This is a genomic window from Bradyrhizobium sp. MOS003, from assembly GCF_003020125.1.
In the GTDB taxonomy this organism is placed as follows: domain Bacteria; phylum Pseudomonadota; class Alphaproteobacteria; order Rhizobiales; family Xanthobacteraceae; genus Bradyrhizobium.
In genome coordinates, this window is the sequence record NZ_PYFW01000001.1 from 462,574 (window position 1) to 487,950 (window position 25,377).

At 64.6% G+C, this 25,377-nt stretch carries 26 protein-coding genes and 1 tRNA gene; 13 read left to right on the forward strand and 14 right to left on the reverse strand.

The genetic code is table 11. The features are described from left to right. Positions 1–30: 30 nt before the first annotated feature. Positions 31–1,125, forward strand: coding sequence for an HD-GYP domain-containing protein (locus tag C7G42_RS02255; protein ID WP_106947461.1), 1,095 nt, complete (start codon positions 31–33; stop codon positions 1,123–1,125). 119 nt (positions 1,126–1,244) lie between these two features. On the opposite strand, the gene C7G42_RS02260 is transcribed toward C7G42_RS02255, so the two are convergent. Next, entirely contained in the window at positions 1,245–2,825 is a 1,581-nt protein-coding gene (locus C7G42_RS02260) for an AMP-binding protein (RefSeq protein ID WP_106948814.1), read from the reverse strand. 229 nt (positions 2,826–3,054) lie between these two features. Next, a complete protein-coding gene (locus C7G42_RS02265; protein ID WP_106947462.1) occupies positions 3,055–3,474 on the reverse strand; it encodes a VOC family protein in 420 nt (139 codons plus the stop codon). A gap of 124 nt (positions 3,475–3,598) precedes the next feature. Between C7G42_RS02265 and C7G42_RS02270 the strand changes: the two genes are divergently transcribed. Both C7G42_RS02270 and C7G42_RS02275 read left to right on the forward strand, forming a co-directional pair. Further along, positions 3,599–4,573 carry a Bug family tripartite tricarboxylate transporter substrate binding protein gene (locus C7G42_RS02270; RefSeq protein WP_106947463.1) on the forward strand — a complete coding sequence of 325 codons (975 nt, stop codon included), beginning with the start codon at positions 3,599–3,601 and terminating at the stop codon, positions 4,571–4,573. 148 nt (positions 4,574–4,721) lie between these two features. Further along, positions 4,722–5,000 (forward strand): DUF3551 domain-containing protein, encoded by a 279-nt coding sequence (locus C7G42_RS02275; RefSeq protein WP_106947464.1) that lies wholly within the window; start codon positions 4,722–4,724, stop codon positions 4,998–5,000. 66 nt (positions 5,001–5,066) lie between these two features. On the opposite strand, the gene C7G42_RS02280 is transcribed toward C7G42_RS02275, so the two are convergent. Then, the gene (locus tag C7G42_RS02280; protein ID WP_106947465.1) at positions 5,067–6,308 is read right to left on the reverse strand and encodes a S1C family serine protease; all 1,242 of its coding nucleotides are present in this window, start codon (positions 6,306–6,308) and stop codon (positions 5,067–5,069) included. A 193-nt stretch (positions 6,309–6,501) separates the two neighbouring features. On the opposite strand from C7G42_RS02280, the gene C7G42_RS02285 reads away from it, so the two are divergent. The 5 genes from C7G42_RS02285 (at position 6,502) to C7G42_RS02305 (ending at position 9,470) form a co-directional block, all read left to right on the forward strand. Beyond that, positions 6,502–7,119, forward strand: coding sequence for a hypothetical protein (locus C7G42_RS02285; protein WP_106947466.1), 618 nt, complete (start codon positions 6,502–6,504; stop codon positions 7,117–7,119). Then, complete coding sequence (locus C7G42_RS02290) at positions 7,106–7,480, forward strand: winged helix-turn-helix domain-containing protein (RefSeq protein ID WP_162308818.1); 375 nt, start codon at positions 7,106–7,108, stop codon at positions 7,478–7,480. Before C7G42_RS02285 ends, C7G42_RS02290 begins: the two co-directional genes overlap by 14 nt. A gap of 30 nt (positions 7,481–7,510) precedes the next feature. Then, positions 7,511–8,248 (forward strand): di-trans,poly-cis-decaprenylcistransferase, encoded by a 738-nt coding sequence (locus C7G42_RS02295; RefSeq protein WP_106947467.1) that lies wholly within the window; start codon positions 7,511–7,513, stop codon positions 8,246–8,248. A gap of 124 nt (positions 8,249–8,372) precedes the next feature. Beyond that, the gene (locus C7G42_RS02300; RefSeq protein WP_106947468.1) at positions 8,373–8,921 is read left to right on the forward strand and encodes a GNAT family N-acetyltransferase; all 549 of its coding nucleotides are present in this window, start codon (positions 8,373–8,375) and stop codon (positions 8,919–8,921) included. Between the two features lie 63 nt (positions 8,922–8,984). Further along, positions 8,985–9,470 (forward strand): Crp/Fnr family transcriptional regulator, encoded by a 486-nt coding sequence (locus tag C7G42_RS02305; protein ID WP_106947469.1) that lies wholly within the window; start codon positions 8,985–8,987, stop codon positions 9,468–9,470. Here the strand turns inward: C7G42_RS02305 and C7G42_RS02310 are convergent. Next, positions 9,409–10,236, reverse strand: a complete 828-nt coding sequence (locus C7G42_RS02310; protein ID WP_106947470.1) for a metallophosphoesterase family protein — start codon at positions 10,234–10,236, stop codon at positions 9,409–9,411. The two genes, C7G42_RS02305 and C7G42_RS02310, sit on opposite strands and share 62 nt — an antisense overlap. Positions 10,237–10,394: 158 nt before the next feature. On the opposite strand from C7G42_RS02310, the gene C7G42_RS02315 reads away from it, so the two are divergent. From C7G42_RS02315 to C7G42_RS02325, 3 genes are all read left to right on the forward strand, one after another. Further along, positions 10,395–11,081, forward strand: a complete 687-nt coding sequence (locus tag C7G42_RS02315) for a DNA-3-methyladenine glycosylase I (protein WP_199580601.1) — start codon at positions 10,395–10,397, stop codon at positions 11,079–11,081. 25 nt (positions 11,082–11,106) lie between these two features. Beyond that, a complete protein-coding gene (locus C7G42_RS02320) occupies positions 11,107–11,400 on the forward strand; it encodes a DUF1330 domain-containing protein (protein WP_106947472.1) in 294 nt (97 codons plus the stop codon). A gap of 206 nt (positions 11,401–11,606) precedes the next feature. Further along, complete coding sequence (locus C7G42_RS02325) at positions 11,607–11,900, forward strand: hypothetical protein (protein WP_094976171.1); 294 nt, start codon at positions 11,607–11,609, stop codon at positions 11,898–11,900. A 45-nt stretch (positions 11,901–11,945) separates the two neighbouring features. On the opposite strand, the gene dinB is transcribed toward C7G42_RS02325, so the two are convergent. Next, positions 11,946–13,046 carry a DNA polymerase IV gene (gene dinB / locus C7G42_RS02330; protein ID WP_106948815.1) on the reverse strand — a complete coding sequence of 367 codons (1,101 nt, stop codon included), beginning with the start codon at positions 13,044–13,046 and terminating at the stop codon, positions 11,946–11,948. Positions 13,047–13,089: 43 nt separating this feature from the next. Here dinB and C7G42_RS02335 point away from each other — a divergent pair, with 43 nt between their 5' ends. Both C7G42_RS02335 and C7G42_RS02340 read left to right on the forward strand, forming a co-directional pair. Continuing rightward, positions 13,090–13,533, forward strand: coding sequence for a TspO/MBR family protein (locus C7G42_RS02335; RefSeq protein ID WP_106947473.1), 444 nt, complete (start codon positions 13,090–13,092; stop codon positions 13,531–13,533). Positions 13,534–13,627: 94 nt separating this feature from the next. Further along, the gene (locus C7G42_RS02340) at positions 13,628–13,837 is read left to right on the forward strand and encodes a hypothetical protein (protein ID WP_106947474.1); all 210 of its coding nucleotides are present in this window, start codon (positions 13,628–13,630) and stop codon (positions 13,835–13,837) included. Between the two features lie 25 nt (positions 13,838–13,862). On the opposite strand, the gene C7G42_RS02345 is transcribed toward C7G42_RS02340, so the two are convergent. The 9 genes from C7G42_RS02345 to C7G42_RS02385 form a co-directional block, all read right to left on the reverse strand. Further along, a tRNA-Arg gene (locus C7G42_RS02345) sits at positions 13,863–13,939 on the reverse strand. Between the two features lie 62 nt (positions 13,940–14,001). Next, the gene (locus C7G42_RS02350) at positions 14,002–15,105 is read right to left on the reverse strand and encodes a sensor domain-containing diguanylate cyclase (RefSeq protein ID WP_245427494.1); all 1,104 of its coding nucleotides are present in this window, start codon (positions 15,103–15,105) and stop codon (positions 14,002–14,004) included. Next, the gene (locus C7G42_RS02355; protein WP_199580602.1) at positions 15,105–18,227 is read right to left on the reverse strand and encodes an EAL domain-containing protein; all 3,123 of its coding nucleotides are present in this window, start codon (positions 18,225–18,227) and stop codon (positions 15,105–15,107) included. Before C7G42_RS02355 ends, C7G42_RS02350 begins: the two co-directional genes overlap by 1 nt. A 174-nt stretch (positions 18,228–18,401) precedes the next feature. Beyond that, positions 18,402–19,487: a branched-chain amino acid ABC transporter permease gene (locus tag C7G42_RS02360; protein WP_199580603.1), complete on the reverse strand. Its 1,086-nt coding sequence runs from the start codon at positions 19,485–19,487 to the stop codon at positions 18,402–18,404. Continuing rightward, positions 19,484–20,494, reverse strand: coding sequence for a branched-chain amino acid ABC transporter permease (locus C7G42_RS02365; RefSeq protein WP_106947477.1), 1,011 nt, complete (start codon positions 20,492–20,494; stop codon positions 19,484–19,486). Before C7G42_RS02365 ends, C7G42_RS02360 begins: the two co-directional genes overlap by 4 nt. After that, positions 20,491–21,213 (reverse strand): ABC transporter ATP-binding protein, encoded by a 723-nt coding sequence (locus C7G42_RS02370; protein ID WP_106947478.1) that lies wholly within the window; start codon positions 21,211–21,213, stop codon positions 20,491–20,493. Before C7G42_RS02370 ends, C7G42_RS02365 begins: the two co-directional genes overlap by 4 nt. Further along, a complete protein-coding gene (locus C7G42_RS02375; RefSeq protein WP_106947479.1) occupies positions 21,210–21,986 on the reverse strand; it encodes an ABC transporter ATP-binding protein in 777 nt (258 codons plus the stop codon). The genes C7G42_RS02370 and C7G42_RS02375 overlap by 4 nt, the downstream gene beginning before the upstream one ends. A 153-nt stretch (positions 21,987–22,139) precedes the next feature. Next, the gene (locus C7G42_RS02380; RefSeq protein WP_199580604.1) at positions 22,140–23,324 is read right to left on the reverse strand and encodes a substrate-binding domain-containing protein; all 1,185 of its coding nucleotides are present in this window, start codon (positions 23,322–23,324) and stop codon (positions 22,140–22,142) included. Positions 23,325–23,559: 235 nt separating this feature from the next. Beyond that, entirely contained in the window at positions 23,560–25,296 is a 1,737-nt protein-coding gene (locus C7G42_RS02385; RefSeq protein ID WP_199580605.1) for a putative bifunctional diguanylate cyclase/phosphodiesterase, read from the reverse strand. Positions 25,297–25,377 lie beyond the last annotated feature (81 nt).

Here is a 25,377-nt window from a genome sequence, read left to right on the forward strand (position 1 = left end):
CCAAATCCAGTCCCATGCTTTGGGGAAGTCATGAACGCGCCAGCCAAAACCGCCGCCAAACGCCGGCTTCTGCTCGCCTCCGACCGGAGCGATGCGAGCACCGAGCTCGCCAGCATCCTGAAGGCGGTCGGCGACGTCTCGACGGTGACGACGCAAGAGATTCCCGAGCAGCCCTCGCGCGATCTCTCCGGCCTCGTGGTCGACATCAACCTGCGCTCGCCCGAGAGCGTGCAGCGCGTGCGCAACAAGCTGCGTGGCGATGCTTATCGCGCGATGCCGCGGCTGTTCGTGCTCGCCGATGCCCTGCATCACGGCACCATGCAGGCCTGGGCGCTGGGCGCCACCGACACCATCTCGCGGCCGCTCCAGGCGGAAGCCATCCTCCAGCGCATCCGCGCCGCCTTCCCCGACACCGCCGCCTATGACGCGACCGACCGTGGCAAGACGCTCAACCGCGGCGTCGAGGCGGCGCACGCGGTGCTGGCGAAGATGTTCGAGAAGCTGCCACTCGGCGTGCCCTTGACCTTTGACGACGTCATCGCCGCCGAGAGCAAGATCCTGAAGGCGATCAAGCACTCCTCGTTGCGCGAATGGCTCACCACGGTGGGCTGCCACCATGTCGGCAGCTACCGGCACTGCCTGTTCGTCACCGGCTTCGCCGTATCCTTCGCGCAGCATCTCGGCATGCGCGAGGACGACCAGCGCCGCCTGACCCGCGCCGCGCTGCTGCACGATGTCGGCAAGGCTTTCGTTCCCTCGGCGCTGCTCGACAAGCCCGGCAAGCTTACCGACGAGGAAATGGCCGAGGTCCGCGAACATCCGCGCCGCGGCTATGACGCGCTCGCAGCCCAAGGCAGCTTCCCGCCGGAGATGCTCGACGTGATCCTGCATCACCACGAATTCCTCGACGGCTCGGGCTATCCGAACGGCCTTTCGTCGAACCAGATCAGCGACATCGTGCGTCTGACGACGATCGTCGATATTTACGCGGCACTGGTGGAGAAACGCGCCTATCGCATGCCCTTCACCCACTCGCGCGCCTTCACGATGATGGAAGGCATGGGCGGAAAGCTCGACCAGCAGCTGCTGCAGGCGTTCAGGCCCGTGGCGCTGGGTTCGTTTTGATCACGCTGCGGTAGATGCCGTAGGGTGGGCAAAGGCGCATAGCGCCGTGCCCGCGAGCTTTTTACGATCGCACTCAATTCGTGGGCACGCGTCGCTTTGCCCACCCTACGAATCCGAACTCACCCCACCATCTTCCTCAGCTCAGCCTTCGCCACCTTCTCCAGCGTCGAGCGCGGCATGTCGTCGACGAGCTTGATCTCGCGCGGCACCTTGAAGTCGGCAAGGCCGTTGCGGCAGGCGGCCATCACGCGCTCGTGCAGATCTGGCGCAGCGCCGGCGACGCCGCCATGCGGGATGATGAAGACGACAGGCACCTCGTCCAGCATCGGATGTTTCTTCGCCACCACGGCCGCCTCGCGCACGCCCGGAACCACCGCGATCACCTGCTCGATCTCGGAGGCCGCGACGTTCTCGCCGCCGACCTTCAGCATGTCCTTGGCACGGTCGCCGAACTTGATGAAGCCGTTCGCAAGCCGCTCGACGCGGTCGCCTGTGAGGAAGAAGCCGTCCGCGTCGAAACTCTCGCGCGTCGCTTTTTCGTTGTGCAGATATTCGGCGAACAGCGACAGGCCGGGGATGCCCTTGATCGCGAGATTGCCGGTGTCGCCGATTTCGGTCGGCCGTCCCTCGTCGTCGGTAATGCGGATTTGATATTCCGGCGCGGCTCGGCCGATCGACATGGGTATGTTGGGCTGGTCGACCTCGCCGACGATGCCGTGAGTGATGGTCTCGGTCATGCCCCACCAGCCGATCATCTTGATCCCGAAGGCCGCGAAGGCCGGCGGCTCGTTGATGGCGGTCCCCCACAGGCGGAAGCTGTGGTCTTTGGGAATCTCCTGCTCGAGCAGCGCCTTCATGCAGAACGGAATCGTCGAGGTCCAGGTCGCGCCGTGCTCCCGCGCGACGCCCCAGAACCGGCTGGCGGAGAAGCGTGGCTGGATCACGCACGAGCCGCCGACCCACAGCGTCGCCAGCATGGAGTAGGCGAGGGCGTTGGTGTGGAACAGCGGCAGATAGGTCTGGTGCACGTCGCTCGCATGCAGGTCCTCGTGCGCGGCGTTGATCTTGGCACCCCACAGCGCGTTGGCGTGGGTCCACAGCACGGCCTTCGGCCGCGACGTCGTGCCTGAGGTGTACTGCACGCTGCACGGCGCCAGTGGATCGGCCGCGCGCCTGGGGCGGTCGGCACTGTCGGCGAACAGGGATTCAAAACTGTCGCCGCGCGAGACGCGGTGCTCGGGCGCTGCGCCGGCATCATGCGAGGTCACCGCCATCCAGCGGATGTTGCGGCAGTTCTGCGCGACGATCTCCGCATAGGCCGGCTGCGTGATCGCGGCGACCGCGCCGCAATGATCGGCAAAATACGCGATCTCGGCGGGTGCCGAGCGGGTGTTGGTGGTGACCGCGATGGCACCACACTCGACGCAGGCAAACCAGGCCAGCAGCGCCTCGATGCAATTGTCGAGATGAATGAGCACATATTCGCCCGGCTTGATGCCGCGCCGTGCCAGCCCCGCCGCGAGCGCGCCGACCCGCTCGTGAAACTCGCCATAGCTCCAGCGCCGTGCCGGCGCATCGAACGGCGCCCAGATCAGGAACGGGTGATCGCGCCGCACTTCGGCGCGCATCCTCAAGAGCCAGGGTACGTCGAGTCCATCGAATGGGCTGACGATTCCGGCTGCGGTCTGTTGAACTGACATGGTTCCTCCCCGTGCAGCCTGCATCTTGATGACGGCTGCCTTTTGATGATTGCGTCTTCCTGCCATCGGACGGGGCGGGGGAGCAAATCGGGGAGGCGGAAGCACCCGCTCTCTCCTCGTCATTGCGAGGAGCCCTCGCGACGAAGCAATCCAGAATCCCTCCGAGGAGGCAGCCTGGATTGCTTCGCTGCGCTCGCAATGACGGTGTTCGGAGCAGGCAGCGGTGGTCCTATCGACCACCGTTCTCATACGACGAGATCTCGATCAAGCTCCCATCCGGGTCCCGGCAATAGACCGAGCGCAGCGTGCCGCGCGCGCCCTGCTTGGGAACCGGGCCTTCCTCGATTGCGACGCCGTGTGCCTGCAAATGCGCCACCACCTCGCTGGGTGAAGCCGAGGTGAGGAAGCAGAGGTCCTCACTGCCGGCGGTCTGGTGGTCCGCGGTGAACCACTCCACCTTGTCGGCATCGCGCGGCCGGACGTTGATCTTCTGGTTACCAAAGTGCAGCGAAGTCCGCGGCGCTTTGCCGCCGCCGGGGTCGAACACCTTGACTTCCATGCCGAGAATCCTGCCGTACCACTCCGTCGTGGCCGCGACGTCGGAGACATTGATCACGAGATGATCGAGAGCTTCGACCTTGACCACCATGCCTTATCCTTTCGTCGTGATGCGCCCCGCGCACTTTCCGCCTGCGGCAAGCTTTGTTACAACCGCGCCGACGCCACTTTCAAGACATTCGGCTTTCAAGAACAACACTGGGAGAACCCTTTAGATGATCACTCGCCGTACCGCGCTGGGCCTGCTCGCCGCCAGTCCGCTTGCAGCCACCCCGCTGTCGAAGGCGCTTGCCGCCGACTATCCGGCCCGCCCGGTGAAATGGGTGGTCGGCTATCCGCCGGGTGGGGCCACCGACATCCTGGCGCGACTGATCGGCCAGCGGCTCTCGGAAAAGCTCGGCCAGCAATTCGTGATCGAGAACAAGCCGGGTGCCGGCAACAACATCGGCACCGAATCGGTCGTCAATGCCGAGCCCGACGGCTACACGTTGCAGCTGGTCAATCCGGCCAACTACATCAACGCCTCGCTCTACAAGAATCTCAAGTTCAACTTCGTGAACGACATCGCGCCGGTCGCCTCGTTCCAGCGCGTGCCGAACGTGATGACCGTCAACAAGGACGTGCCGGCCAAGAACGTCGCCGAGTTCATCGAATACGTGAAGGCCAATCCCGGCAAGGTCAACATGGCCTCGTCCGGCAACGGCACTTCGGTGCATCTGTCCGGCGAGATGTTCATGGCCCTGACAGGCTGCAAGATGCAGCACGTGCCCTATCGCGGCGCGGCGCCGGCGATCACCGACATGCTCGGCGGCCAGGTGCAGGTGATCTTCGACAACATGCCCTCGATCATCCAGCACATCCGCTCCGGCTCGCTTCGCGCCATCGGCGTCACCACCACGGAACGTTCGCCGCAATTGCCCGACGTGCAGCCGATCGCCGACACCGTCAAGGGTTACGAGGCCAGCGCGCTGTTCGGCATGGGTGCGCCGAAGAACACGCCGAAGGAGATCATCGCCAAGCTCAATAGCGAGATCAACGCGCTGATGAAGGAGCCCGACATGACCAAGCGTCTGGTCGAGCTCGGCGGCGAGCCGCGGGTGCAGACACCCGAGGCGTTCGGCGAGGAGATCAAGGCCGAGACCGAGAAATGGAAGAAGGTCGTCGAGTTCGCCGGCCTGAAGGTCGAGTAGCGATCTTGTGATCGCGAGGATAGGAGCCCTGCCGTCCGGCAGGGCTTTTTTCTTGCGTGTTTGTTTCGTTGATCTGGAATAAAACGGCGCCGCGAAACCTGATGATGGATGGCACCGTATATCGGGCCGGCAGGAGAGGAGTTGGATCATGCGCAAGACGCAATTGGTGCTGCTGATGCTCGGCACGGCGGTTCTGGCCGGCTTCGCCACCGTCACGCCCGCAGCGGCGCGGGACTACCCATGGTGCGCCCAGGGCGGCGAGTATGATTATCCCGGCGAATGCACCTACAGCACCTATGAACAATGCCAGGCCAGCGTGTCCGGCCGGCTGCTGTATTGCGATCGCAATCCGCGCTTTGCCTACGGCCAAGGGCAACCGGCGCAACCGCGGCCGCAGCGGCGTGCGCGGCCCGTCGCTCCGTATTGAGAGCTCGCCGACGGAAGTCCGGTCTGCGCCTCGCTCACTCCCGGCTACGCGCGATGGTTTGCGTCGTTACCGCTTTGCGTCCGCCTGCTCTGTTGCGTTGCACGAGATCAGCATTGTGTAGGCGCGGGCATTGGTGGCGATGTCGGTGGTCTTCAGCTCGCCCTTGGGCTCCGCGGTCTGGTAGGGCACCACTGAATTGTCGAGGAAATCGCGCAGCGCGCCGGTCTTGATGGCGAAGTTGATATTCTCGGGGATATTGCCAGTTGCGACCGCAATCCGCAGATTGTCGAGCTTTCCGGTGACCACCCCGACGATCTGCCCGGTGGTGTCGAATAGCGGGCCTCCGCTGTTGCCGGGCTGCACCGGCGCACTGATCTGCAGGAAACGCGAATCGTTGCGCATGCCACTGAGCGAGCTCACGATACCGGTCGTCACGGTGAAGTCCGAACTCAGCAGGCCGCGGTAGGGAAAGCCGATCGCGACGACCGAATCGCCAGAACGTATCGAGCGGTCGCGGATGCGGGCCACCTCCTTGAACGTTGCAGTCGATGGCGCCTGCAGAAGAGCGAGGTCGTTCGTTGCATCGCTCGATACGACGCGCAACGCCATTGTGGCCTCGCCCGTGAGATTGCCCTTGATGTCGCTGCAGCCCTCGATCACATGGTTGTTGGTGACGATGTGTCCGTTAGCACTGACCACGAAGCCGGTGCCGCTCTTGGGTTTGACGGGCTTGCCCGCCGGTGGGGACGGCTGCTTCTCCGCCGTGGCGGCCGGCTTCGCTGTACCCTTGGTGAAGTCGCCGGCCTTGTCGAGCCCACCGGCTTTCACCTTGGTCACGCAATTGGACAATCCCGCGATCACCGCTCCGGCCGAGGCCAGGTCGAAATTCAGCACCGTGCGGCCGCTGGTTGCGACCATCAGGTTTGCTTTCTGGAACGTGCGCACCACGTTGGTAGGCATGACCGCCGTGAGCATGTTCGGCTGATTGGCCGTAGCGAACAGCCGAGCCTGCTCCTGTCCGTCGAAGATGACGTCGATTGCGGCGTTCTCTCCTTGCTTGAAGCGATAGCTCGGACTCGCAAACGCCAAAGACCAAGTGCCGACCGCGTTGTAACCGACGACCAGGATGACGCCGTTCAAGTAAGGTGCCGTCGCGGCGCAGTGGGAGAACGCGCCAGTCTCGTCATTGCTGAAGGCGCCGCCGATCCAGTTGCCGACGTTGACGCTGCCGAACGGCCCCGCGGCATTCGCGGCTCCGGCGATACCAAGCTGCAATAAACACGCGACGATGAAAGACCTAAGCCACATACCAGCCCCCGGAACGCTTTTGGCGCCGCATCTTATCTGCGGAACCGGGAGCCGCGCAACCGGCAGTTGTTTGGCGCGGCGGGTCGCTCGAAACGACTTCGGGCTTGTCTTTACTTTGCGAAGCCGTATACTTTGCAATACAAAGTAAGGGGGCGGTACTCCCCACTTGCACGGGCGGAACGAGGTTCTGGGGTTGCGCGATCTCGACAAGGCACTGGCCGACATCGTGGCGATCCGCAGCCAGATTGCGGCCGGTACCGCGTTCCGTGGTTACGGCCCCGCGACGATGGCCGCGACCGGCGCGGTCGCGCTGCTCACCGCGATCCTGCAATTCTGGCTGCTGGACGATCCCACCGGCGAGCCGCTCGGCTTCTTCTTCGGCTGGTTCATCGCCGCCGCGCTCTCCGTCCTGATGATCGGGGTCGAGATGCGCGCGCGTTCGCGCCGGCATCATTCGGGTCTGGCCGACGCCATGATCCACCAGGCGGCCGAGCAGTTCCTGCCGGCAGGCGTTGCCGGTGTGCTGCTCGCGGTGGTGTTGTGGAAGTTCGCGGGCGAGACGCTGTGGCTGCTGCCGGGCCTGTGGCAGATCCTGGTGTCGCTCGGCATTTTCGCCTCCGTCCGCTCGCTGCCGCGCACCGTCGCGCTCGCGGGCGCCTGGTATTTCGTGTCCGGCTTCGTGGTGGTGGTGCTCGCGAGCCAGACCCATACGCTCTCGCCATGGACCATGGGCCTGCCCTTCGTGATCGGGCAGTCGGTGATGGCGGGCATTCTCCATGTCGCATCCGGAGGCCATGATGTCGAAGATTGACAGCGCGCCCTTTTCCTATGAAGGGCTCGACCGTGTGATCCACGAGAAGGCGAGGCTCGGGCTTCTGACCTCGCTGATGGCGCATCCCAAGGGGCTGGCATTCGCCGACCTCAAGCAGCTCTGCGGCCTCACCGACGGCAATCTCAGCCGGCATCTCGGCGTGCTGCAGGAGGCCGGCCTGGTCGAAGTGACCAAGGGCTACGAGGGCAACCGCCCGCACACCACCTGCCGCCTCACCAAGACCGGCCGCCGCCGTTTCCTCGACTATCTCGCCGTGCTCGAACGCCTGGTGCGCGACGCCGCCAAGGCTGCCGGCCGCGAGGCGCCGCCGCTTGGCCGCCTCGGTATCGTCTCGACCTGACCCTCCCTTTTTTTGACCGGAGACTTTGCGATGCAAAGTGATGCGTCCCGCAACGAGAAGCTTCATGTCGGCATCATCATGGACGGCAACGGACGATGGGCGACGCGGCGCGGCCTGTCGCGCGTGCGCGGCCATGAGGCCGGCGTCGAGGCGATCCGCCGCATCGTCGAGGCCGCGCCAAAACAGGGCATCGGCACGCTGACGCTCTACGCCTTTTCCACCGACAATTGGCGGAGGCCGAAGGCCGAGGTCGCGGCGCTGATGACCTTGCTGCGCTTCTATCTCGCCAACGAGGTGCAGAGCCTGGTCAAGAACGGCGTGCGCCTCACTGTGATCGGCCGCCGCGACCGGTTGCCTGACGGCATTGCCAATGCCATCACGCGCGCCGAAGCCGCCACCGCTGGAGGCACCACGCTGCATTTGCGCATCGCCGTCGACTATTCCGCCCGTGATGCCATCCTCAATGCCGCGGCGAAAGCGGCCGCACTGACGAGCCTCACCCGCGAAGCCTTCTCGCAGCTCGTCACCGGCGAAGCCGGTCTGCGCGACGTCGATCTCATCGTCCGCACCTCGGGCGAGAAGCGGCTGTCGGACTTCCTGCTCTGGGAGGGCGCCTATGCCGAGCTGCACTTCACCGAGCGGATGTGGCCCGAATTCGATGCCGGCGATCTAGCCGCTGCCTTGGCGTCATTCCACGGTCGCGAACGCCGCTTCGGCGGGCTTCAGGCGATCGTGCCCGAGGATGTGCCTTCACTCTCCCGTGTGTGAGGCGCGGCACATGAAAACGAGCTGTTCGTTTTCAGCCGCATGATTGGCAGCTCCGTCCAAGCGGACGGTGCGCGGCCTCGGCTAGGTCTGCAAGTCCCAGCAACCTGCCGAAAGCATCACACGCATGTCCCAGCTGTTTCCGGGAGCCGTCGTCGAGCCGGTCGAATTGGCCGCAACGAAGGGCATGGTCTGCATCAGGACCGCGGGCCAATCCGATGCCGAGAGCCTCTCGGTCTATTTCACCGGCCTCTCCACGACATCGCGCAACAAGCGCTTCAGTGGCGCGCGAACCGATCTCTCCGTGGTCGCGGCCGAGTGCGTCGAGTCCGACCGGCTCGACCACTTCACCTTGCTCGCCGAGCTCAGGCAGGAGGGCCAGGGCCGGATCATCGGCGAGGCGCGATACGCCTATGACGAGGCCGTCCGGCACGGCGAATTTGCCATCTCGGTCGCCGATGCCTTCCAGCGAATGGGGCTTGGCCTTCAGATGATGACGGCGATGGAGACGCGCGCGATCGATCTCGGTCACGAGATGATCGCCGCCGAGACCGCCCGGACCAATGCCGAGATGCGCGGCCTCGCGAAGAAGGCAGGTTTCAGGGATACCGGACTGGGAGACTGGCAGTCGGTCCACCTCGCCAAGCGCTTGTCGCGTCAGCCGGGCTTGCCGTAAATTTGAGCAAGCCCGCGGCGCGGATCGTGCTCTACTGCCGCCCGTGGCGGGAGACTTCGCAGGATGCGCGCGGTTCTGAACTATTGCACGGGCGGGACCGAACGGCAGGTCAAGGCCGGGGCGGTCGTCGTCACCGAGGGCGGTACCACCGGCCATCTCTACGTGCTGATGCAGGGCAAACTCGAAGTGCTCAAGGGCGAGATGGTGGTCGCCACCGTCACCGAGCCGGGCGCGGTGCTGGGTGAGATGTCCGTGCTGCTGGGGCAGCCGCATACGGCGACGGTGCGGGCCTGCTCGGATTCCATCATCTACGAATTCGAGGATGCCGCCTCGTTCCTCAAGCAGGAGCCGGGCGTCGCGTTGCTCATCGCAAAAATATTGGCGCAGCGTCTCAACGTCGCCAACACCTATCTCGCGGATCTCAAGCGGCAATATGCCGGGCACGGCACGCACCTGGCCATGGTCGGCGAGGTGCTTCAGAGCATGATCAACCTGCCGCCGGTTGAGGTCTCGCCAGGCTCGGATCTGCAATCCGATCCAAGGATGTGAGCCAGTCCAGTGGCGCATCGATGGGTGTGGCGGGCCGCTTCAGCGGCGCGCTAAGGTCGATCCATTGCGCCTCGCCGGCGGCAAGCCAGAACGCCATGTTCGCGTCGAGGTCGAGCACGATGTAGGTCGGGGGTCGGCCGGGTTGCAGGCCGGCGTTAAAGACCCAGCTCTCGCCCAGCCGGTCGAACCACGAGCCATCCTTGATGAAGGGCGACTGGTGCACGTGGCCTGATATCACGATCGACGGCTGGTACTGCATGATCCATTGCACCAGCTCGACGTCGCCGAAGAAGCGCTTGCCGCCCCAGCTCGTCGGTGAATTCGCCGGTGGCGCGTGATGGGCCCAGATCCAGCGTCGCCGCCGGCCGGAAGCGGCGTCGCCGAGCTGGGCCATGAGGCGCTGCTTGACCAGCGGCCCGTCCCACCACGGGCACACTGTGAACAGGGTGTCGCCGATGGTGAGGCTGTCGCCATCGCAGGCGATGCCGATGTCGCGCACTTCCGAAATCCAGCGTGCGATCTTCTCGCCCTCTGCGTTGCGGTCGTCGAGGTCGTGATTGCCGGAGCAGAGGATCACGCGGGTTTTCGCGGCGATCAGGGCGAGGTATTTCTTCACCACCACGATCTGGGCGCGGAAATCCACCATCGAGCCGATGTCGAGCGCATCGCCGGCGAAGATCACGAGGTCGAATTGCGGAGCCGCGCTGACGAGCCAGTCGAGCTGAGGCAGCGAATAATGCAGGTCGGCAACGACCAGGCAACGCATCGAAAATCCGTTCGCGAAACTGAAAATGTCTGGGAATCTCAAAATGTCATAAGGCAAGAAGCAGACCAGCACGGCCGCTGCCTCTCGTCAATCGTGGGGGGCTGGACCGGTCGATCGAATTCTGGTGTCGTGGCGTGCCCTCAACCGCTCGTGTCCGCATGACCTCCTTCAAGACCATTCGCGCCCGCGCCGAGAAGCGCAAGGGCGGGCCCAAGGCGCTGGAGAAGTTGATGCCAGCAAAGCCGGACCTCAAGCGGCTGGCCAAGCTCGGCGACGACCGCGTCCTCGCCGAAATGACCAAGCGGGTGTTTTGCGCCGGCTTTGCCTGGAGCGTGATCGAGACGAAATGGGCCGGCTTTGAGGACGCCTTCCTGGATTTCCAGCCGGCCAAGCTCACCTTTCAGCCCGAGGATTACTGGGAAGGCCTGCTGCGCGATGCACGCATCGTGCGCAACGGTGCCAAGATCATGTCGGTGCGCGACAACGCCGCCTTCGTGCAGGAGATCGGGAAGGAGCATGGCAGCTTCGGCAAGTTCCTGGCGAAATGGCCCTCGTCCGACGAGATCGGCCTGCTCGATCTCATGACCAAGCGCGGCAGCCGGCTCGGCGGCAACACCGGGCAGATGCTGCTGCGCTTCCTCGGCTGGGATGGCTTTGTGACGTCCGGGGACGTGGTTGCCTGCCTGCGCGATGCCGGCCTCGACATTGCCGAACAGGTCAAGTCGAAGGGCGATCTCGCCAAGGTCCAGGCGCAGTTCAACGCCTGGGCCGGGGAGACCGGCTTGCCCTACACTTATCTGTCACGCATATGCGCGCTGTCGGTGGGCGAGAACCGCAGCGATTAAAACTCACAACAACTGGAGAAGAGCAATGGCAAAAGCCTATTGGGTTGCAACCTATCGTGCGATCAAGAACCCCGATGCGATGGCTGCCTACGCCGGCGTGTCGCGCCAGGCCATCGAAGCGGCGGGTGGCCGCGTGATCGCGCGAGGGATGCCGGCAGCCGTCTTCGAGCTCGGCCAGATGGAGCGCGTCGTTCTCATCGAGTTCGACAGTGTCGCGAGCGCCAAGGCGGCGTATGAGAGCCCGGCCTACAAGGCCGCGCACGACCTGCTCGGAGATGGTGCGGATCGCGATATCCGGATCGTCGAAGCTGTCGATTAGCGCGCATCCGCAGGACGGATCGTGCGCATCCTGTGGCGATCTCGTGCCGCGAGCGCGGCGGATGGAACGCGCGATCACGAAAAACATTTCACCGGAACATTCCAGCGCAGCGCCTGTTCGGACTCGACCAGACGGACAAAGGCGCGGGGAACGCGTGCTCCCGCCTGGGCCAATGAAACCCCGACGTGACAGAAACGGAGCAGCTCATGAAGCTCACATCCGAACAGGTGAAGCAGACCGTCAACCAGCTCGGCGCTCAGGTGCTGCCCGACGAACATCCGGCCATGCCGCAGCTCAACAGCATGTTCGGCGAGCATACCTTCTTTGTCGACGAGATGGGCCTCAAGGTCCTCGAGCCCACACCATCGCCCGGTGCCGATCGGCAGAGCGGCGAAGTCGTCAGCCTCGCCGATTGGGGCGATTCCGACCTGACGCGGCTGATGGCGCACGAGCCCGAGCCGACCGGCGTGATCGTCGTGTTCGAGCACGTGCGGCATTGATCCGCCCGGGACGGACGTGTTGGAGCCGATCACGTCTGGCCCCGTTCAAATGCCGAAGGTCAGTTGTGGCTCAACGTCGTCCCCGGCCTGGAGGGCCGACAGCGACACCCCCAGCAGCCTGACGCGCTTGGGCAGTGGCATCTCGACTTCGAGCAGGCCGCTGGCCAGCCGTTCCAGATCGTCCCGGCGCGCAACCGCCGCCGGGACGGATCTGCTGCGCGTGATGATCTCGAAGTCGGCGAATTTTATTTTCAAGGTGACGGTGCGACCGCAGTGACCCGTCGTCTCGCAATGGCGCCAGACCTTGTCGACGAGAGGCTTGAGCTCGGTTGCGAGCGCGTCGAATTCGGCGAGATCGGTCGAGAACGTGGTCTCCGCGCCGATCGACTTGCGAATCCGGTTGGCCCGGACCGGCCGTTCGTCGACACCGCGCGAGATCCAGTAGTAATAGGCGCCCGACTTGCCGAAATGCGCATTCATGAACGCCAGCGTCTGGTTGCGGATGTCGAGACCGGTGAACAGGCCGAGCGCGTTCATCTTCGCAGCCGTCGCCGGGCCTATCCCGTGGAACTTGCCGACCGGCAGCGTCTCGACGAAAGCCGGTCCCATCTCCGGTGAGATCACGAATTGACCGTTGGGCTTGCGATGGTCGGAGGCGAGTTTTGCGAGAAACTTGTTGTAGGAGATGCCCGCCGACGCGTTGAGGTCGGTCTCGGCCTTGATCTTCCCGCGGATCTTCAGCGCGATGTCGCGCGCCAGCGGGATGCCCTGCAGGTTCTCCGTCACGTCGAGATAGGCCTCGTCGAGCGACAAGGGTTCGATGATGGGCGTGTGCTCGGCAAAGATGTCGCGGATCTGCCTGGAGATCGCCTTGTAGACCTCGAAGCGCGGCCTGACGAAGATCAGATCGGGGCACTGCCGCTTCGCCGTGACCGATGGCATCGCGGAGCGAACGCCGAACTGGCGCGCCTCGTAGCTGGCGGCCGCGACGACGCCGCGCTCCGCGGAGCCTCCGACCGCGACCGGCTTGCCGCGAAGCTCCGGATTGTCGCGCTGCTCCACCGACGCATAGAAGGCATCCATGTCGATATGGATGATCTTGCGGACGGGCGGGGCCTCGCCGGTCGACGTGTCGGATTCGCTCATGGAAAGATGATACAATTGCACGACGATATTCGCGAGGTGATGGATGCTGCAGCTGTTGTTGTTCTTGGTGGGCGTGGTCGGCATCGGCTGGCTGATCGGCGCAACCAATCTCCCCGGAGACTGGTATGCCGCGCTCGCCAAGCCCGCTTTCGTGCCACCGAACTGGGCCTTCCCGGTGGCCTGGACCCTCCTTTACATCATGATCGCCATCGCGGGCTGGCGGACCTTTCGCCGCGAGCCGTCAGGCAAGGCCATGCTGGCCTGGGCTGCGCAACTCGCGCTGAACTTCGCCTGGTCGCCGGTCATGTTCACGATGCACCAGATCGGCGCTGCGCTGGTCATCCTCGTCGGTATGTTCGTGGCGATCACGAGCTACATTGTCATCGAGTCATCACGAGACAGGCTGGCAGCCGCGTTGTTCGTGCCCTACGCAGCCTGGGTGGCGTTTGCCGGCGTGCTCAATGCGGCCATCTGGCGTTTGAATTGAGACGTTCGGTCTCGACCAATTCAAAGAGCAATCTCAGGCTTGTGAGTGGCAAGCATGGTGACGCGACCTAATATGAGCGCACGGAGGACAGCCCATGCAATACAGCTCCGAGTTCATTCACACGATGCGTCAAGCGCTGGAGACGGTGATGGCGAGCGTACCGGCCCATCAATCGGTGTTCGGCCTGAAAGCAGCGGTCGCCGAATGCATCCTGAACGCCGCCGCGCACGGCCAGACGTCATATGACGGATTGGTGTCGTCCGCCTCAGACCAGATCCAGGCGATCGTCGCGATGTTGACGTGAGGGCGGGCTGAAACGGCGGCAAGACTGGCGCACCCGACACGATTCGAACGTGTGACCTTTGCCTTCGGAGGGCAACGCTCTATCCAGCTGAGCTACGGGTGCTAGTCGAGGTTCATTTAGCCGATTGGCGAGGGGCGGGCAACCGGTTCTCGCCACATTGCGCTTCAAGCCGATTTGCGTCGGAAAGGGGCCGGAACCGCTGCGGCCTCCCGGTCGAGGCTTGCGAACTCGGCCAGCACCCTTTCGGCGCAGATGACGCGGTTGCGGCCGAGGCGTTTGGCCACGTAGAGCGCCTCGTCGGCCGCGCCCAGCAGCCGCTCGGGCCCGCCATCGGCGCCGCCGGGAATGTGGCTGGCGACCCCGACGCTGAGGGTGACGTGGTCGCCGGCGCCCATGGCGCCGTGGGCGATCCGCAAGGCGATCACGGCGCTGCGGATCTCGTCGGCGATGACGCAGGCGGTGTTGCAATCCATGTCCGGCAGGATCAGCGCGAACTCCTCGCCGCCATAGCGGCTGGCGAGATCGAGCGGGCGCACGGCATGCCGGCTGACGACCGAAGCGATCGCGCGCAGGCATTCGTCGCCGGTCTGGTGGCCGTGGTGGTCGTTGAACAGCTTGAAATGATCGACGTCGACGAACAGCAGCGCCAGCGGCTTCTGCGTGCGGTGGGCTCGGGCCCATTCGGTCATCAGCATCTGGTCGAACGAGCGGCGGTTCGACAAGCCGGTCAACCCGTCCTTGGCGGCGAGCTCCTTCAGCGCCATCTCGGCGCGCTTCTGGTCGGTGAGATCGCGCAGCGTCTCCACCACGGCGATCAGATGTCCGGCCTCGTCGTGGATCGGGCCGGCGTCGATGGCGAGATAGAGCTGGCTGCCGAGCTTCGGCATCGTGCACCAGTTCTCCGCGGAAAAGCCGAGCCCGTTATGGCCGCGTGCGGCATATTCCGAATAGAATTCCGGAAGCCGCTCCGGCCGGTCGAGCGCGACGAGGTCGGCGAGGCACGGGCGCCTGGTCTCGTAGAAAGCCTGCCAGTGCTTGTTGGTGCCGATGACCTCGGATGCGGCAAGGCCGGTCAGCCGCTCGCAGGCCCTGTTCCAGATCACGACACGGCGCTTCGGGTCGATCACGAAGGTCGGGACCACCAGATGCTGCATCAGCCGCACGGCGTAGGAATCCGCGACGTCGACGGATTTGGCCGAAGACTTGATCGGCGTCTTGCCTGAAGTCCTTCCCGGCGACTTGCTTGATGACGCCCCTGGTTTCGTCATCAGGCCACCGCCGCCACCGGCAAGGCTCCGGGCATGCCGTCAGTCGAGCCGAACAGTTTCCGCACTTCGCTGGCCGGCTTCGGCGGGCTGAACAGATAGCCCTGCATCTGCGTGCAGCCGAGCGCACGCAGCATCTCGCGCTGCGCCTCGGTCTCGACGCCCTCGGCGACCGTGGTCATGTTGCTGGCGGCTGCGATGTTCACCACCGCCTGCACGATCACGGGCGCGCCGCTCGTCTCCGCGATGTCGGCGACGAAGCAGCGGTCGATCTTGATCTTGTCGAACGGGAAGCGCTTGAGATAGCTGAGCGACGAGTAGCCTGTGCCGAAATCGTCGAGCGCGATGCGAACGCCGATCGAGCGGAGCTGGTGCAGGATCGAGAGCGCAGCTTCGTCGTCGCGGATCAGCACGGCCTCGGTGATCTCGAGCTCGAGCCGGCGCGGGTCCAGCCCGGAAGCGGCGAGCGCGCCCGCGATCCGCAACGCCAGCGTGTCGCATTTGAGCTGCACGGGCGACACGTTGACCGCGACGCGGATATGCGTCGGCCAGGTCGCGGCCTCGTTGCAGGCCATGCGCAGCACCCAGTCACCGAGCTCGGTGATCAGGCCGGTGTCCTCGGCGATGGGAATGAATTCGGCCGGCGACACCATGCCGCGCTCGGGGTGACGCCAGCGCAGCAACGCTTCGCAACCCGAGATTTCGTTGGTGCGCAGGTCGACCAGCGGCTGATAGTGAATCTCGAAGCCGCCGTTCACCAGCGCCTGCCGCAAATCCTGCTCCATGCTCAGGCGCGCCCTGGCGCTCGCATCCATCTCCGGCTCGAAGAAGCGGTGGGTGCGGCGTCCTTCGGCCTTGGCGCCGTACATCGCGAGATCGGCGTTCTTGATGAGCTGGTCGAGATCGGTGCCGTCCTGCGGCGCCAGCGCGATGCCGATGCTCGCGTCGGTGGAGAGCTGATGGCCGAGGCAATGATAGGGCTGCCGGATCGCCTGGTAGATCCGCGTCACGAAGGCCAGCACGTCTGCGGAGGACTGGATGCCGGTTTGGATCACCGCGAACTCGTCGCCGCCCAGCCGCGCGATCAGGTCACCCTGCTTGAGGCAGCCGCGGAGACGGCCCGCGATCGCCTTCAACAGCTCGTCGCCGACGTGGTGGCCGAGCGAATCGTTGATGCCCTTGAATTCATCGACGTCGATATAGAGCAGCGCGAACTGGCAGCCGTCGGCGACCTTCGCCAGCTCGCGTTCGATCTGATCTCGGAACAGCGTGCGGTTCGGCAGGTCGGTCAGCGCATCGTAATGCGCCATATGCGCGATCTTCTCGTCGGCCCGGCGCCGGTCGGTGACGTCCTCGACGACATTGATGATGTAGCGGGGCTCGCCGGACTTGTCGCGGATGCCGATCCGGGTCGAGGTGATATAGCGCCGCCCGATGGCCGGGGTGTTCCAGATGTGCTCATCCAGGAATAGGCCGTTCGGCGATTGCAGCAGCTTGTCGTCATCCCGTGTGATGACCTCGGCGTCCTCCGCCGGATAGAGGTCGAACGCCGTCCTGCCGACGATCGACTCATGGGTTTTGTCGAGCTCCTCCTCGGCGACCTGGTTGGCCAGGAGGTAGCGCCGCGTCTGGGCGTCCTTCACGGTGATCCGGGAGGGGATATGATCGATGATCTCGCGCAGGAAGGTGTGGTTGCGGTCGCGTTCCTGCTCGAGATTGCGCCGCTCGGTGATGTCTTCGATCGTGGCGACCCAGCCGCCCTGTGCCAGCGGGGTGTTGATGACCTGGAAGGCGCGGCCGTTGGCCAGTTGATGCGTGCGCCTGGAGACCGTGCCTTCGGCGACGACCCTCATGACATCGGTGCAAAACGCCTCGACGTCGCCGTCGAATGCGCCGCGCTCCTTGCGGTGGTACATCGCCTCGCGGATGTGGCAGCCGGGCTTGATGACCTCGTGGGAGAGGCCGAACATGTCAACGTAGCGTCGGTTGCAGGTGACGATGGTGCCGCTCGAATCGTAGAGGATCAGCCCCTGCGTCATGTTGTTCAAGGCGGTGTCGAGCCGCAGCCGCTCCGCTTCCAGCCGTTCCTGCGCTTCGCGGTTCTGCTGGTTGATCAGGCGGATGATCAGATAGAGGATCAGCGCGATGATGGCTGATGAAAGCGCGGCGGTCGTGACCATGAAGCCGGTCTGATGGCGCCAGTCGGCCAGCGCCGCTGCCGTGGTGTTGGTGGCGAGGATGACCAGCGGGAAGTGCGTCAGCGACGCCGCCGAGCCGAGCCGCTCTTCGCCGTCGATCGGGCTGGCACCGCGGAGCGTGAGCTGACCGCCGTCGGTCAGCACCTTCCGCATCAATGGCGCGTCCTTGAAGTTCCGCCCGATCAGCTCTTCGCGGTGCGGATAGCGCGCCAGCATCTTGCCTTCGCGATCGAACAGCGAAATAGCCGTTCCCTCTGCCAGCGCGACAGACGCGAAATATTGCTGGTAGCTGTCGGGATTGATCCGGCGGACCATCGCGCCGAGGAAGGTGCCGTCCGCGCCGGTCAAGCGGCGTGCGACGATCGTGGTCCATTTGTTGATGATGAAGCTGCGGACGGATTCCAGCAGCACCGGCTCGGACTGTGGATTGGTCTTGAACGTCTGAAAATAGGCCCGGGCCGAAACGTTGATCTTGGGCAAGGGCTGGGGCCGCGACCAGTTGATCAGATCACCGTCGGCATCGTAGATCGCGATATCGCCGAGATACGAAACCGAGCTGATCTTGCTGCGCAGCATCTGGTTCGTCGCGGGTCCGGACATGCGCTCGCGGAACATCGCCGGCGAGGTGACCTCCATCAGGTTCATCTGCCCGATCAGGTCGGCGGCGACGACGTCGGAATCCTCGAATTGCTGGTCAAAGTGCCGCGCGATGAGCTGCACCGTGTTTTCCAGCTCGCGTTCGCGGTTGGTCAGGGTGCGCTCGCGAAATTCGCCGACGGCCATGGCCGTCACGCCGAAGATGCCCGCGACCAGCAACACGCCGCACAGGGTCAGCCACAGGACAGGACCACGTCGCGCCAAAGCCTCCCAGCCGTTCCTTGCGGCTCGAGACATTCCGGCTGCCACCGTGGAAAAGACCTGGCGCATTCCCCCTCCCTGGAGGAACACGAATACACCGCACAAATGGCCTAAACCTTAGGAAAGCCAGTTACCTAAGCATTAATCCAGTTGCGCCATCTGGTTTGTATGCAGCGCAGCGGGAATCGCGTGGCGGTTGTGCGGGGGGCGCGGCAAACGCCGCACTGCATCATTAATCGCGGCCTAATGCGAATTGCCGGCGCTCTTGTCGCCGGCGGGATTACGCAGCCGTCCGACCACACCGGTCGGAAAGAAATAGACGCTGGCGATGAACAACAGGCCGAGCCACAGCAGCCAGCGGTCGGGATGCAACAACCCCGGCAGCAGCGGCAGGCCGGCCTCCGACGCCGCCGTGGAGGCGACGCCCATCAGCGACTGCAAATAGTTCTGGGCGAGGATGAAGATGGTGGCGCCGATGATCGCGCCGTAGATCGTGCCCATGCCGCCGATCACGACCATCAGCAGGATGTCGAGCATGATCGAGAAGCTGAGCGAGGTATCGGGACCGGCATAGCGCAGCCACAGCGCGTTCAGGATGCCCGCACTGGCAGCGACCAGCGCGGCGATGCAATTGGCATAGGTCAGGTGGAACACCGTGCGGAAGCCAAGCGCCTCGGCGCGAAAGCGGTTCTCGCGGATCGCCTGCAGCACGCGCCCGAACGGCGAGTTCACCACCCGCAGAAGTGCGAGGATCATCAGGGCCGAGACGGCGAACACCAGATAGAAGGTCAGGATGCGGCCGTTGACCTCGAATCCGAACATGCTTTTGGAGATCAGTACCGTGCCGGGGCGCAGCAACTCCGGCAGCTGGAAGCTGCGTCCGTCCTCGCCGCCGGTCAGCCAGGACAACTGCGAAGCCAGCACCTGAAAGGCGGAGGCGACCGCGAGCGTGATCATGGCAAAGAAGATCGCGGCGACCCGCAGCGAGAACAGGCCGATCGCGAGCGCGAGCAGGGCTGCGAGCGGCAGGCCGACCACGATGCCGGTGGCGACCGCGGCCCAGTTCGGGCCCATGCCGTACAGCGCGATCGCGATCGCGTAGCTGCCGATGCCGTAGAACATGGTGTGGGCGAACGATACCGAGCCGGTATAGCCGAGCAGCAAATCGTAGGAGGCGACCAGGGCAGCGAAGACGCAGATCTTAGCTGCGACGTTCAGCGCCTTGGCACCCGGGAACAGGAACGGCGTCGCCGCCAGCGCCAGGATGATGACGACGAGAACGAGCGTGAGGATCCGGCTACGCGGCGGATCGCCTGACAGGATCATCATCGGCTGGTCACCGCATAGAGGCCGCGCGGCCGCCACATCAGGATGGCGACCATCAGCAGGATGTTGGAGACGAGGGCGAGTTTCGGCACCAGGAAGCCGCCGTAATTGGCGACCATGGCCACGAGGATCGCACCGATGAAGCAGCCGCCGATCGAGCCGAGCCCGCCGATGATGACGACCACGAATATCAAGACGGTGAGCTCGTCGCTCATGGAGGCGTGGACCTGCTCGCGATAGAGCGCCCACATCACGCCGCCGAGGCCGGCCAGCGCCGATCCCGTCATGAACACGCCGAGGAACAGCCGGCGGATGCGATAGCCGAGTGCCTCGACCATCTCGCGGTTCTCGACGCCGGCGCGGATCAGCAGCCCGAGCTTGGTGCGGTTGAGTACGAGCTGGATCGCGATGAAGACGGCCAGCCCGATCAGCGTCGCCAGCACGCGGTATTTGGCGATCGCGACGTCGCCGAGGATGAAGGATCCGCGCAGCGACGCCGGCAGCGGCATCGGGATGATCTGCGGCCCCCACAGCGCATAGAGCGTCTGCTCGGCGACGATCAGGCCACCGGTCGTCATCAGGATCTGCTTCAGATGCTGGCCGTAGACCGGCAGGATCAGCACGCGTTCGACCACCAGGCCGAGCGCGCCGGACACCGCCATCGAGAGCAGCGCCGCCGGCGCCAGCACGGCCAGGTTGATCCAGAGCGAGTCGGCCTGAATGGACGTTGCGAATGGCGCCAGCACCAGCGTTGCGACATAGGCGCCGACGGCGATGAAGGCGCCGTGGCCGAAGTTGAGCACGTCCATCAAGCCGAAAACGAGTGTGAGGCCCGAGGCCATGATGAAGATCATCATGCCCATGGCGAGGCTCGCGGCGGTCAGCGTCAGCCAGGTGCTGGGCGAGCCGATCAGCGGGATCGTCACCAGGGCGAGCGCGACCGGCAGCAGGATCGGCGCGAGATCGCGCTTCGGCTTCGGCAGCGGATCGGTTGCGGCAAGGTCAGTCACTGATGCGCCTCCAGGCTCAGGCCGAGCAGCCGCTCCTGCAGCGGCACGTCGGCGGCTAGCGCCGCCATCTCGCCGCGATGGACGATGGTGCCGTTGTCCATCACCAGCACGTTGTCGCCCAGCTCGCGGGCGGCGAAGAAATTCTGTTCGACCAGCAGGATGGTTGCGCCCTTGCGCTTGATCTCCTTCAGGCACTCGATCAGCGCCATCACGATCGCCGGCGCCAGCCCCTTGGTCGGCTCGTCGATCAGCAAGAGCTTGCGCGGTTCGATGATGGCACGCGCGATCGACAGCATCTGTTTCTGCCCGCCCGAGAGGCTCCCCGCCCGCGACAGCCAGAACCGGCGCAGCGCCGGAAAGAAGCCGAAGATCCATTCCAGCTGCTTGTCGTCCATCGGCGCGTCGCGCGCTGCCAGGACCAGGTTTTCCTTCACCGTGAGATCGGAAAACACCGCCATGCTCTCCGGCACGTAGCCGACGCCGAGCCGCGCGATATCAGGCGTGGCGCGGCTCTCGATACGGTCGCCGGCGAGGCTGATCTCGCCGCTGGATGCCTGCCACAGCCCCATGATGGTGCGCAGCGTCGTGGTCTTGCCGGCGCCGTTGCGCCCCAGCAGCATCGTGACCTGTCCCTGCGGGACGGTGAGGTCGATGCCCTGGAGGATGTGGTAGCGGCCGATATGGGTATGCACGCCGGAGAGTTTCAGGAGATCGGTCATGCCGCGCTCTCTCCAGCGGTCTTGGGGGCAACGCCGAGATAGGCCTCCTGCACGATCGGCGAGGCGATCACCTCGGCCGGCGGGCCGTCCGCGACGAGTTGCCCGTTATGCAGAACGATGATGCGGTCGGCGAGCGAGCGCACCACGTCCATCTTGTGCTCGACGAGCAGGATGATCTTGCTCGTGTCCTGCTTGAGCTGCGCGATCAGGTTGAGCACGACAGGCACCTCGTCGATGCTCATGCCGGCGGTCGGCTCGTCGAACATGAAGACCTTCGGGTCCAGCGCGATCATCAGGGCGACTTCGAGCTTGCGCTGGTCGCCGTGCGACAGCGCGGTCGCGGCGACGCCGCGGCGGCTGCCGAGCGCGACCTGGTCGAGGATGGCGTCGGCGCGTGTGATCAGGTCGCGGCGCACACTCCAGGGCCGCAGCATGTCGTAGTGGGTGCCGTTCGCCGCCTGCACCGCGAGGCGCACGTTCTCTTCTACGGTGAGGTTCGGAAACAGGTTGGTCAGCTGGAACGCGCGTCCGAGGCCCGCGCGGGTCCGCAGCGGCGCGGAGTGGTGCGTGATGTCGGTGCCGTCGAACAGGATGCTGCCGTTCGAGGCGCGCAGCTGGCCCGAGATCAGGTTGAAATAGGTGGTCTTGCCGGCGCCGTTCGGCCCGACGATCGCAGTGAGCTCGCCCGGACGGAACGTGCAGGAGACGTTGTTGACCGCGACATGGCCGCCGAAGCGGATGGTGAGCTCGCGGGTTTCGAGGGTGAGCGTCATAGGTTTGGCAAATGATGAGAGGGCGATGTTTCCGCGATCACACTGCGCCCCCTCCCCCGCTTGCGGGGGAGGGCTTGGGAGAGGGTGTCTCCGCAGGCGAGAACCCCAAGAGGGTGGAGCCCTCTCCCGCAAGCGGGAGAGGTGAAGAAGCACTCAGCGCTTGTTCTTCACGGGAACGTCCATGTCGTCGATCTTCAGCTCGCGGACCGGCTCGAGGATCGCCCAGGCGACGTTCGGGTCGACCTTGACCTTGAAGTGATACATGCTTTGCAGCGCCTGATGGTCTTCCTTCCGGAACACCATCTTGCCCTTCGGCGTGTCGAACTCCAGGCCTTCCATCGCGGTGATCAGCTTCTCGCTATCGGTCGACTTCGCTTTGGTGACGGCGGCGACGACGGACATCGCGGCGGCAAAACCACCCGCGGTGAAGAAGTCCGGCGGCGCGTTGAAGCGCTTCTGGTGTTCGGCGACCAGCCAGTCGTTCACCGGGTTTTTCGGGATCTCGTAGTAGTAATAGGTCGCGCCTTCCATGCCGGGCAGGCCCTTATAGGCGGCGAGCGCCGGCAGGATGTTGCCGCCGGTGGAGAGCTCGATGCCGTAGCGCTTCGGGTCCATGTCCTGGAGCTTGGCCAGCGGATTGCCGGCGCCGGCCCAGATCACCCAGATCACCTTGCGGCCCGGCTTGTCCTTCAGCGCGTCGAACAGGCGCTGGCCGACCGCGGTGAAGTCGGTGGTCGAGGTCGGGGCATATTCCTCTGCGGCCAGCGTCGCGCCGGTCTTGGCGAGTGCCTCCTTGAAGGCGGCGACGCCATCGCGGCCGAACGCATAGTCCTGTGCCAGCGTTGCGACGGTGACACCCTGCTTGCCGATCGCGACCGCGTTGGAGATCGCGTCCTGCGAGGAGTTGCGCGCGGTGCGGAAGATGTAGCGATTCCACTTCTCGCCGGTAATCTGGTCCGCGACGGCGGGCTCGACGATCAGGATCTTCTTGTTCTCCTCGGCGACCGGGAGAATGGCGAGCGCGGCTGCCGACGACGTCGTGCCGATCGCGATGTCGGCCTTGTCGTCCTGATAGGCTTCGGCGAGCGCGGCCTTGGCCAGGTCCGGCTTGCCCTGGTCGTCCTTGGTGATGATGACGATCTTGCGGCCATCGAGGGTCATGGTGCCCTTGGTGGCGTATTCGAAGCCCATCTTCAGGCCGGTCTCGGTCTGCTTGGCGTAGGCCTCGAGCGGACCGGTCTTGCCGTAGATCAGCGCGATCTTGAGATCGTCGGCTTGCGCGGAGGTGCCCGCAGCGAGTGCGAGGATGGTTGTCGTTATGATGAGTGATCGACGCACGATGGTCCTCCCTAAATGAACTGCGGTGTACCACAGCGATTTGCACAGCCTGAAGAACATTGCAATTCCACCTTCCGGCGGTCCGGCCGCTGGGAGGCATATGACAACCGCTTGACGGTCTGCACCGATAATGTTGCCGAACCAGGCGGCCTCGCGCCAACCGTCGACGGAGGCGGCGTCACTTTCTGATCGGTGTATCCACGTTTTTGCAAAGTCTGGGTGTGGCGGGCGGTCCCTACCTTCGATACCCGCTCGCGCGCGAATAGCCTTGGCGGTTCTGCTGGGTCGGCCGGCTCGCCACGCTGGCGCGCGACTCGCTCGAGGCCGGTGTCGCGAGCTTCAGCTCCTCCAGGAAGATCGGGCGGGAGAAATAATAGCCCTGCGCGTAGCGGATCTTGGTTGCGGCCTGGAGATAAGCGAGCTCCTCGTAGGTTTCGAGGCCTTCGGCGATCACGGTCATGCCGAGCGCCTCGCTCAGCGACTCGATCGCGCGCAGGATGCCCTGGCTGCGCGGACGCTTATGGATGTCGGTGATGAAGGAGCGGTCGATCTTGATCTCGTCGGCGGTGATGTCGGCCAGTGCCGAGAGCGAGGAATAGCCGGTGCCGAAATCGTCGATCGAGATGCCGACGCCGAGCTTGCGGAACATCGGCAGGATCTCGGCCTGGAAGTGATTCTTGGCGACGAAGGCGTCTTCCGTCACCTCGATCATGAAGCGCTGCGGAAAGCCGGTCTCCTCCAGCGCCCGCGCGAAGCTGCGCATGAACTCGGGATTGCCGGCCTGCTTGGCCGCGACGTTGATGCTGATGGTTGCTTCCGCGCCGAAAGTCTCGTTGATCAGATCGATCGATTTGACGATCTCGGCGAGCACGAGGTGGGTCAATTCGTCGATCAGGCCGAGCTCGCCGGCGAGATTGATGAACGAGCCGGGCGCCTGGATCACGCCTTCGTCGTCGCGCAGGCGCACCAGGGCCTCGATGCCCTTCACGGCCTGGGTGCGGATGTCGACCTTGGACTGAAAGGCGCAGCAGAAGCGCTTCTCCAGGATGGCTTGCCGCAGCGACTGCTCGATCTTCATCCGCGCCAGCGCCTCGCGCTCCATGCTGGAGTCGAAGAACGTCGCCGATCCCTTGCCGTCGTTCTTGATGCGGTACATTGCGATGTCGGCGTTCTGGCGCAGCGTCTCGAAGCTGCTTCCGTGTTCGGGATAGAGGCTGATGCCGACGGAGGTGGAGGCGAAGACTTCCGAATTGTCGATGAAGAACGGTGCCGTCAGCCGCTCCAGCGTCGACTGCATGAATTCCGCGACCTCCTCCTGGCTCTGGATCGGCGATAGCAGCAGCAGGAATTCGTCGCCGGAGATGCGCGACAGCATGTCGGAATCGCGCAAGTCGCGTCCGAGCCGCTTCGACAGCTCGACGAGCAGCGCATCGCCGACGGCGTGGCCGTAATAGTCGTTGATGTGCTTGAAATTGTCGACGTCGAGGAAGGCCAGCGCGAAGCGCTCGCCGCCACGATCGGCCGCAAGCAGGTTGCTGGTGTGATGTTCGATCACGCGCCGTGAGGGCAATCCGGTCAGCTCGTCGAAATAGGCCGAGCGGAACAGCTGGTCCTCGAAATTCTTCTGCTCGGTGATGTCGGAGGATGCCGAGATCAGCAGCTCGCGTCCGGCGAGGCGAACGGGACGATGGGTCGTGAGCAGCACCTGGCGCGCGGCGCCGCCGTGCAGCGCCTCCTCGGTGACGACAGCCTGGCCGGCGCTCAGCGCCTGGCGGCAGGCTTCGCGGCGCGGCGCCAGATCTGGCGAAGGACGGCTGCCGTCCATGCCGAGCTGCGCGGCGGCGGCATCGTTAACCAGCAGAAGCTCGCCATGCGCATCCTGCACGGTCAGGCCGGCCGGCAGCATTCTAACGATTTCCTTGAGAAAACCGAGTTCGGCTTCAGTCGCGCCGGAATATTGGTTGTCGTTCATAGAAGTCATGAATCTTGTTGTTTCAGCGCGCTTTGCAATAGGCGCGATCTTGCGCGGTTCCCTCTTAAGTTTGGTTAAGGG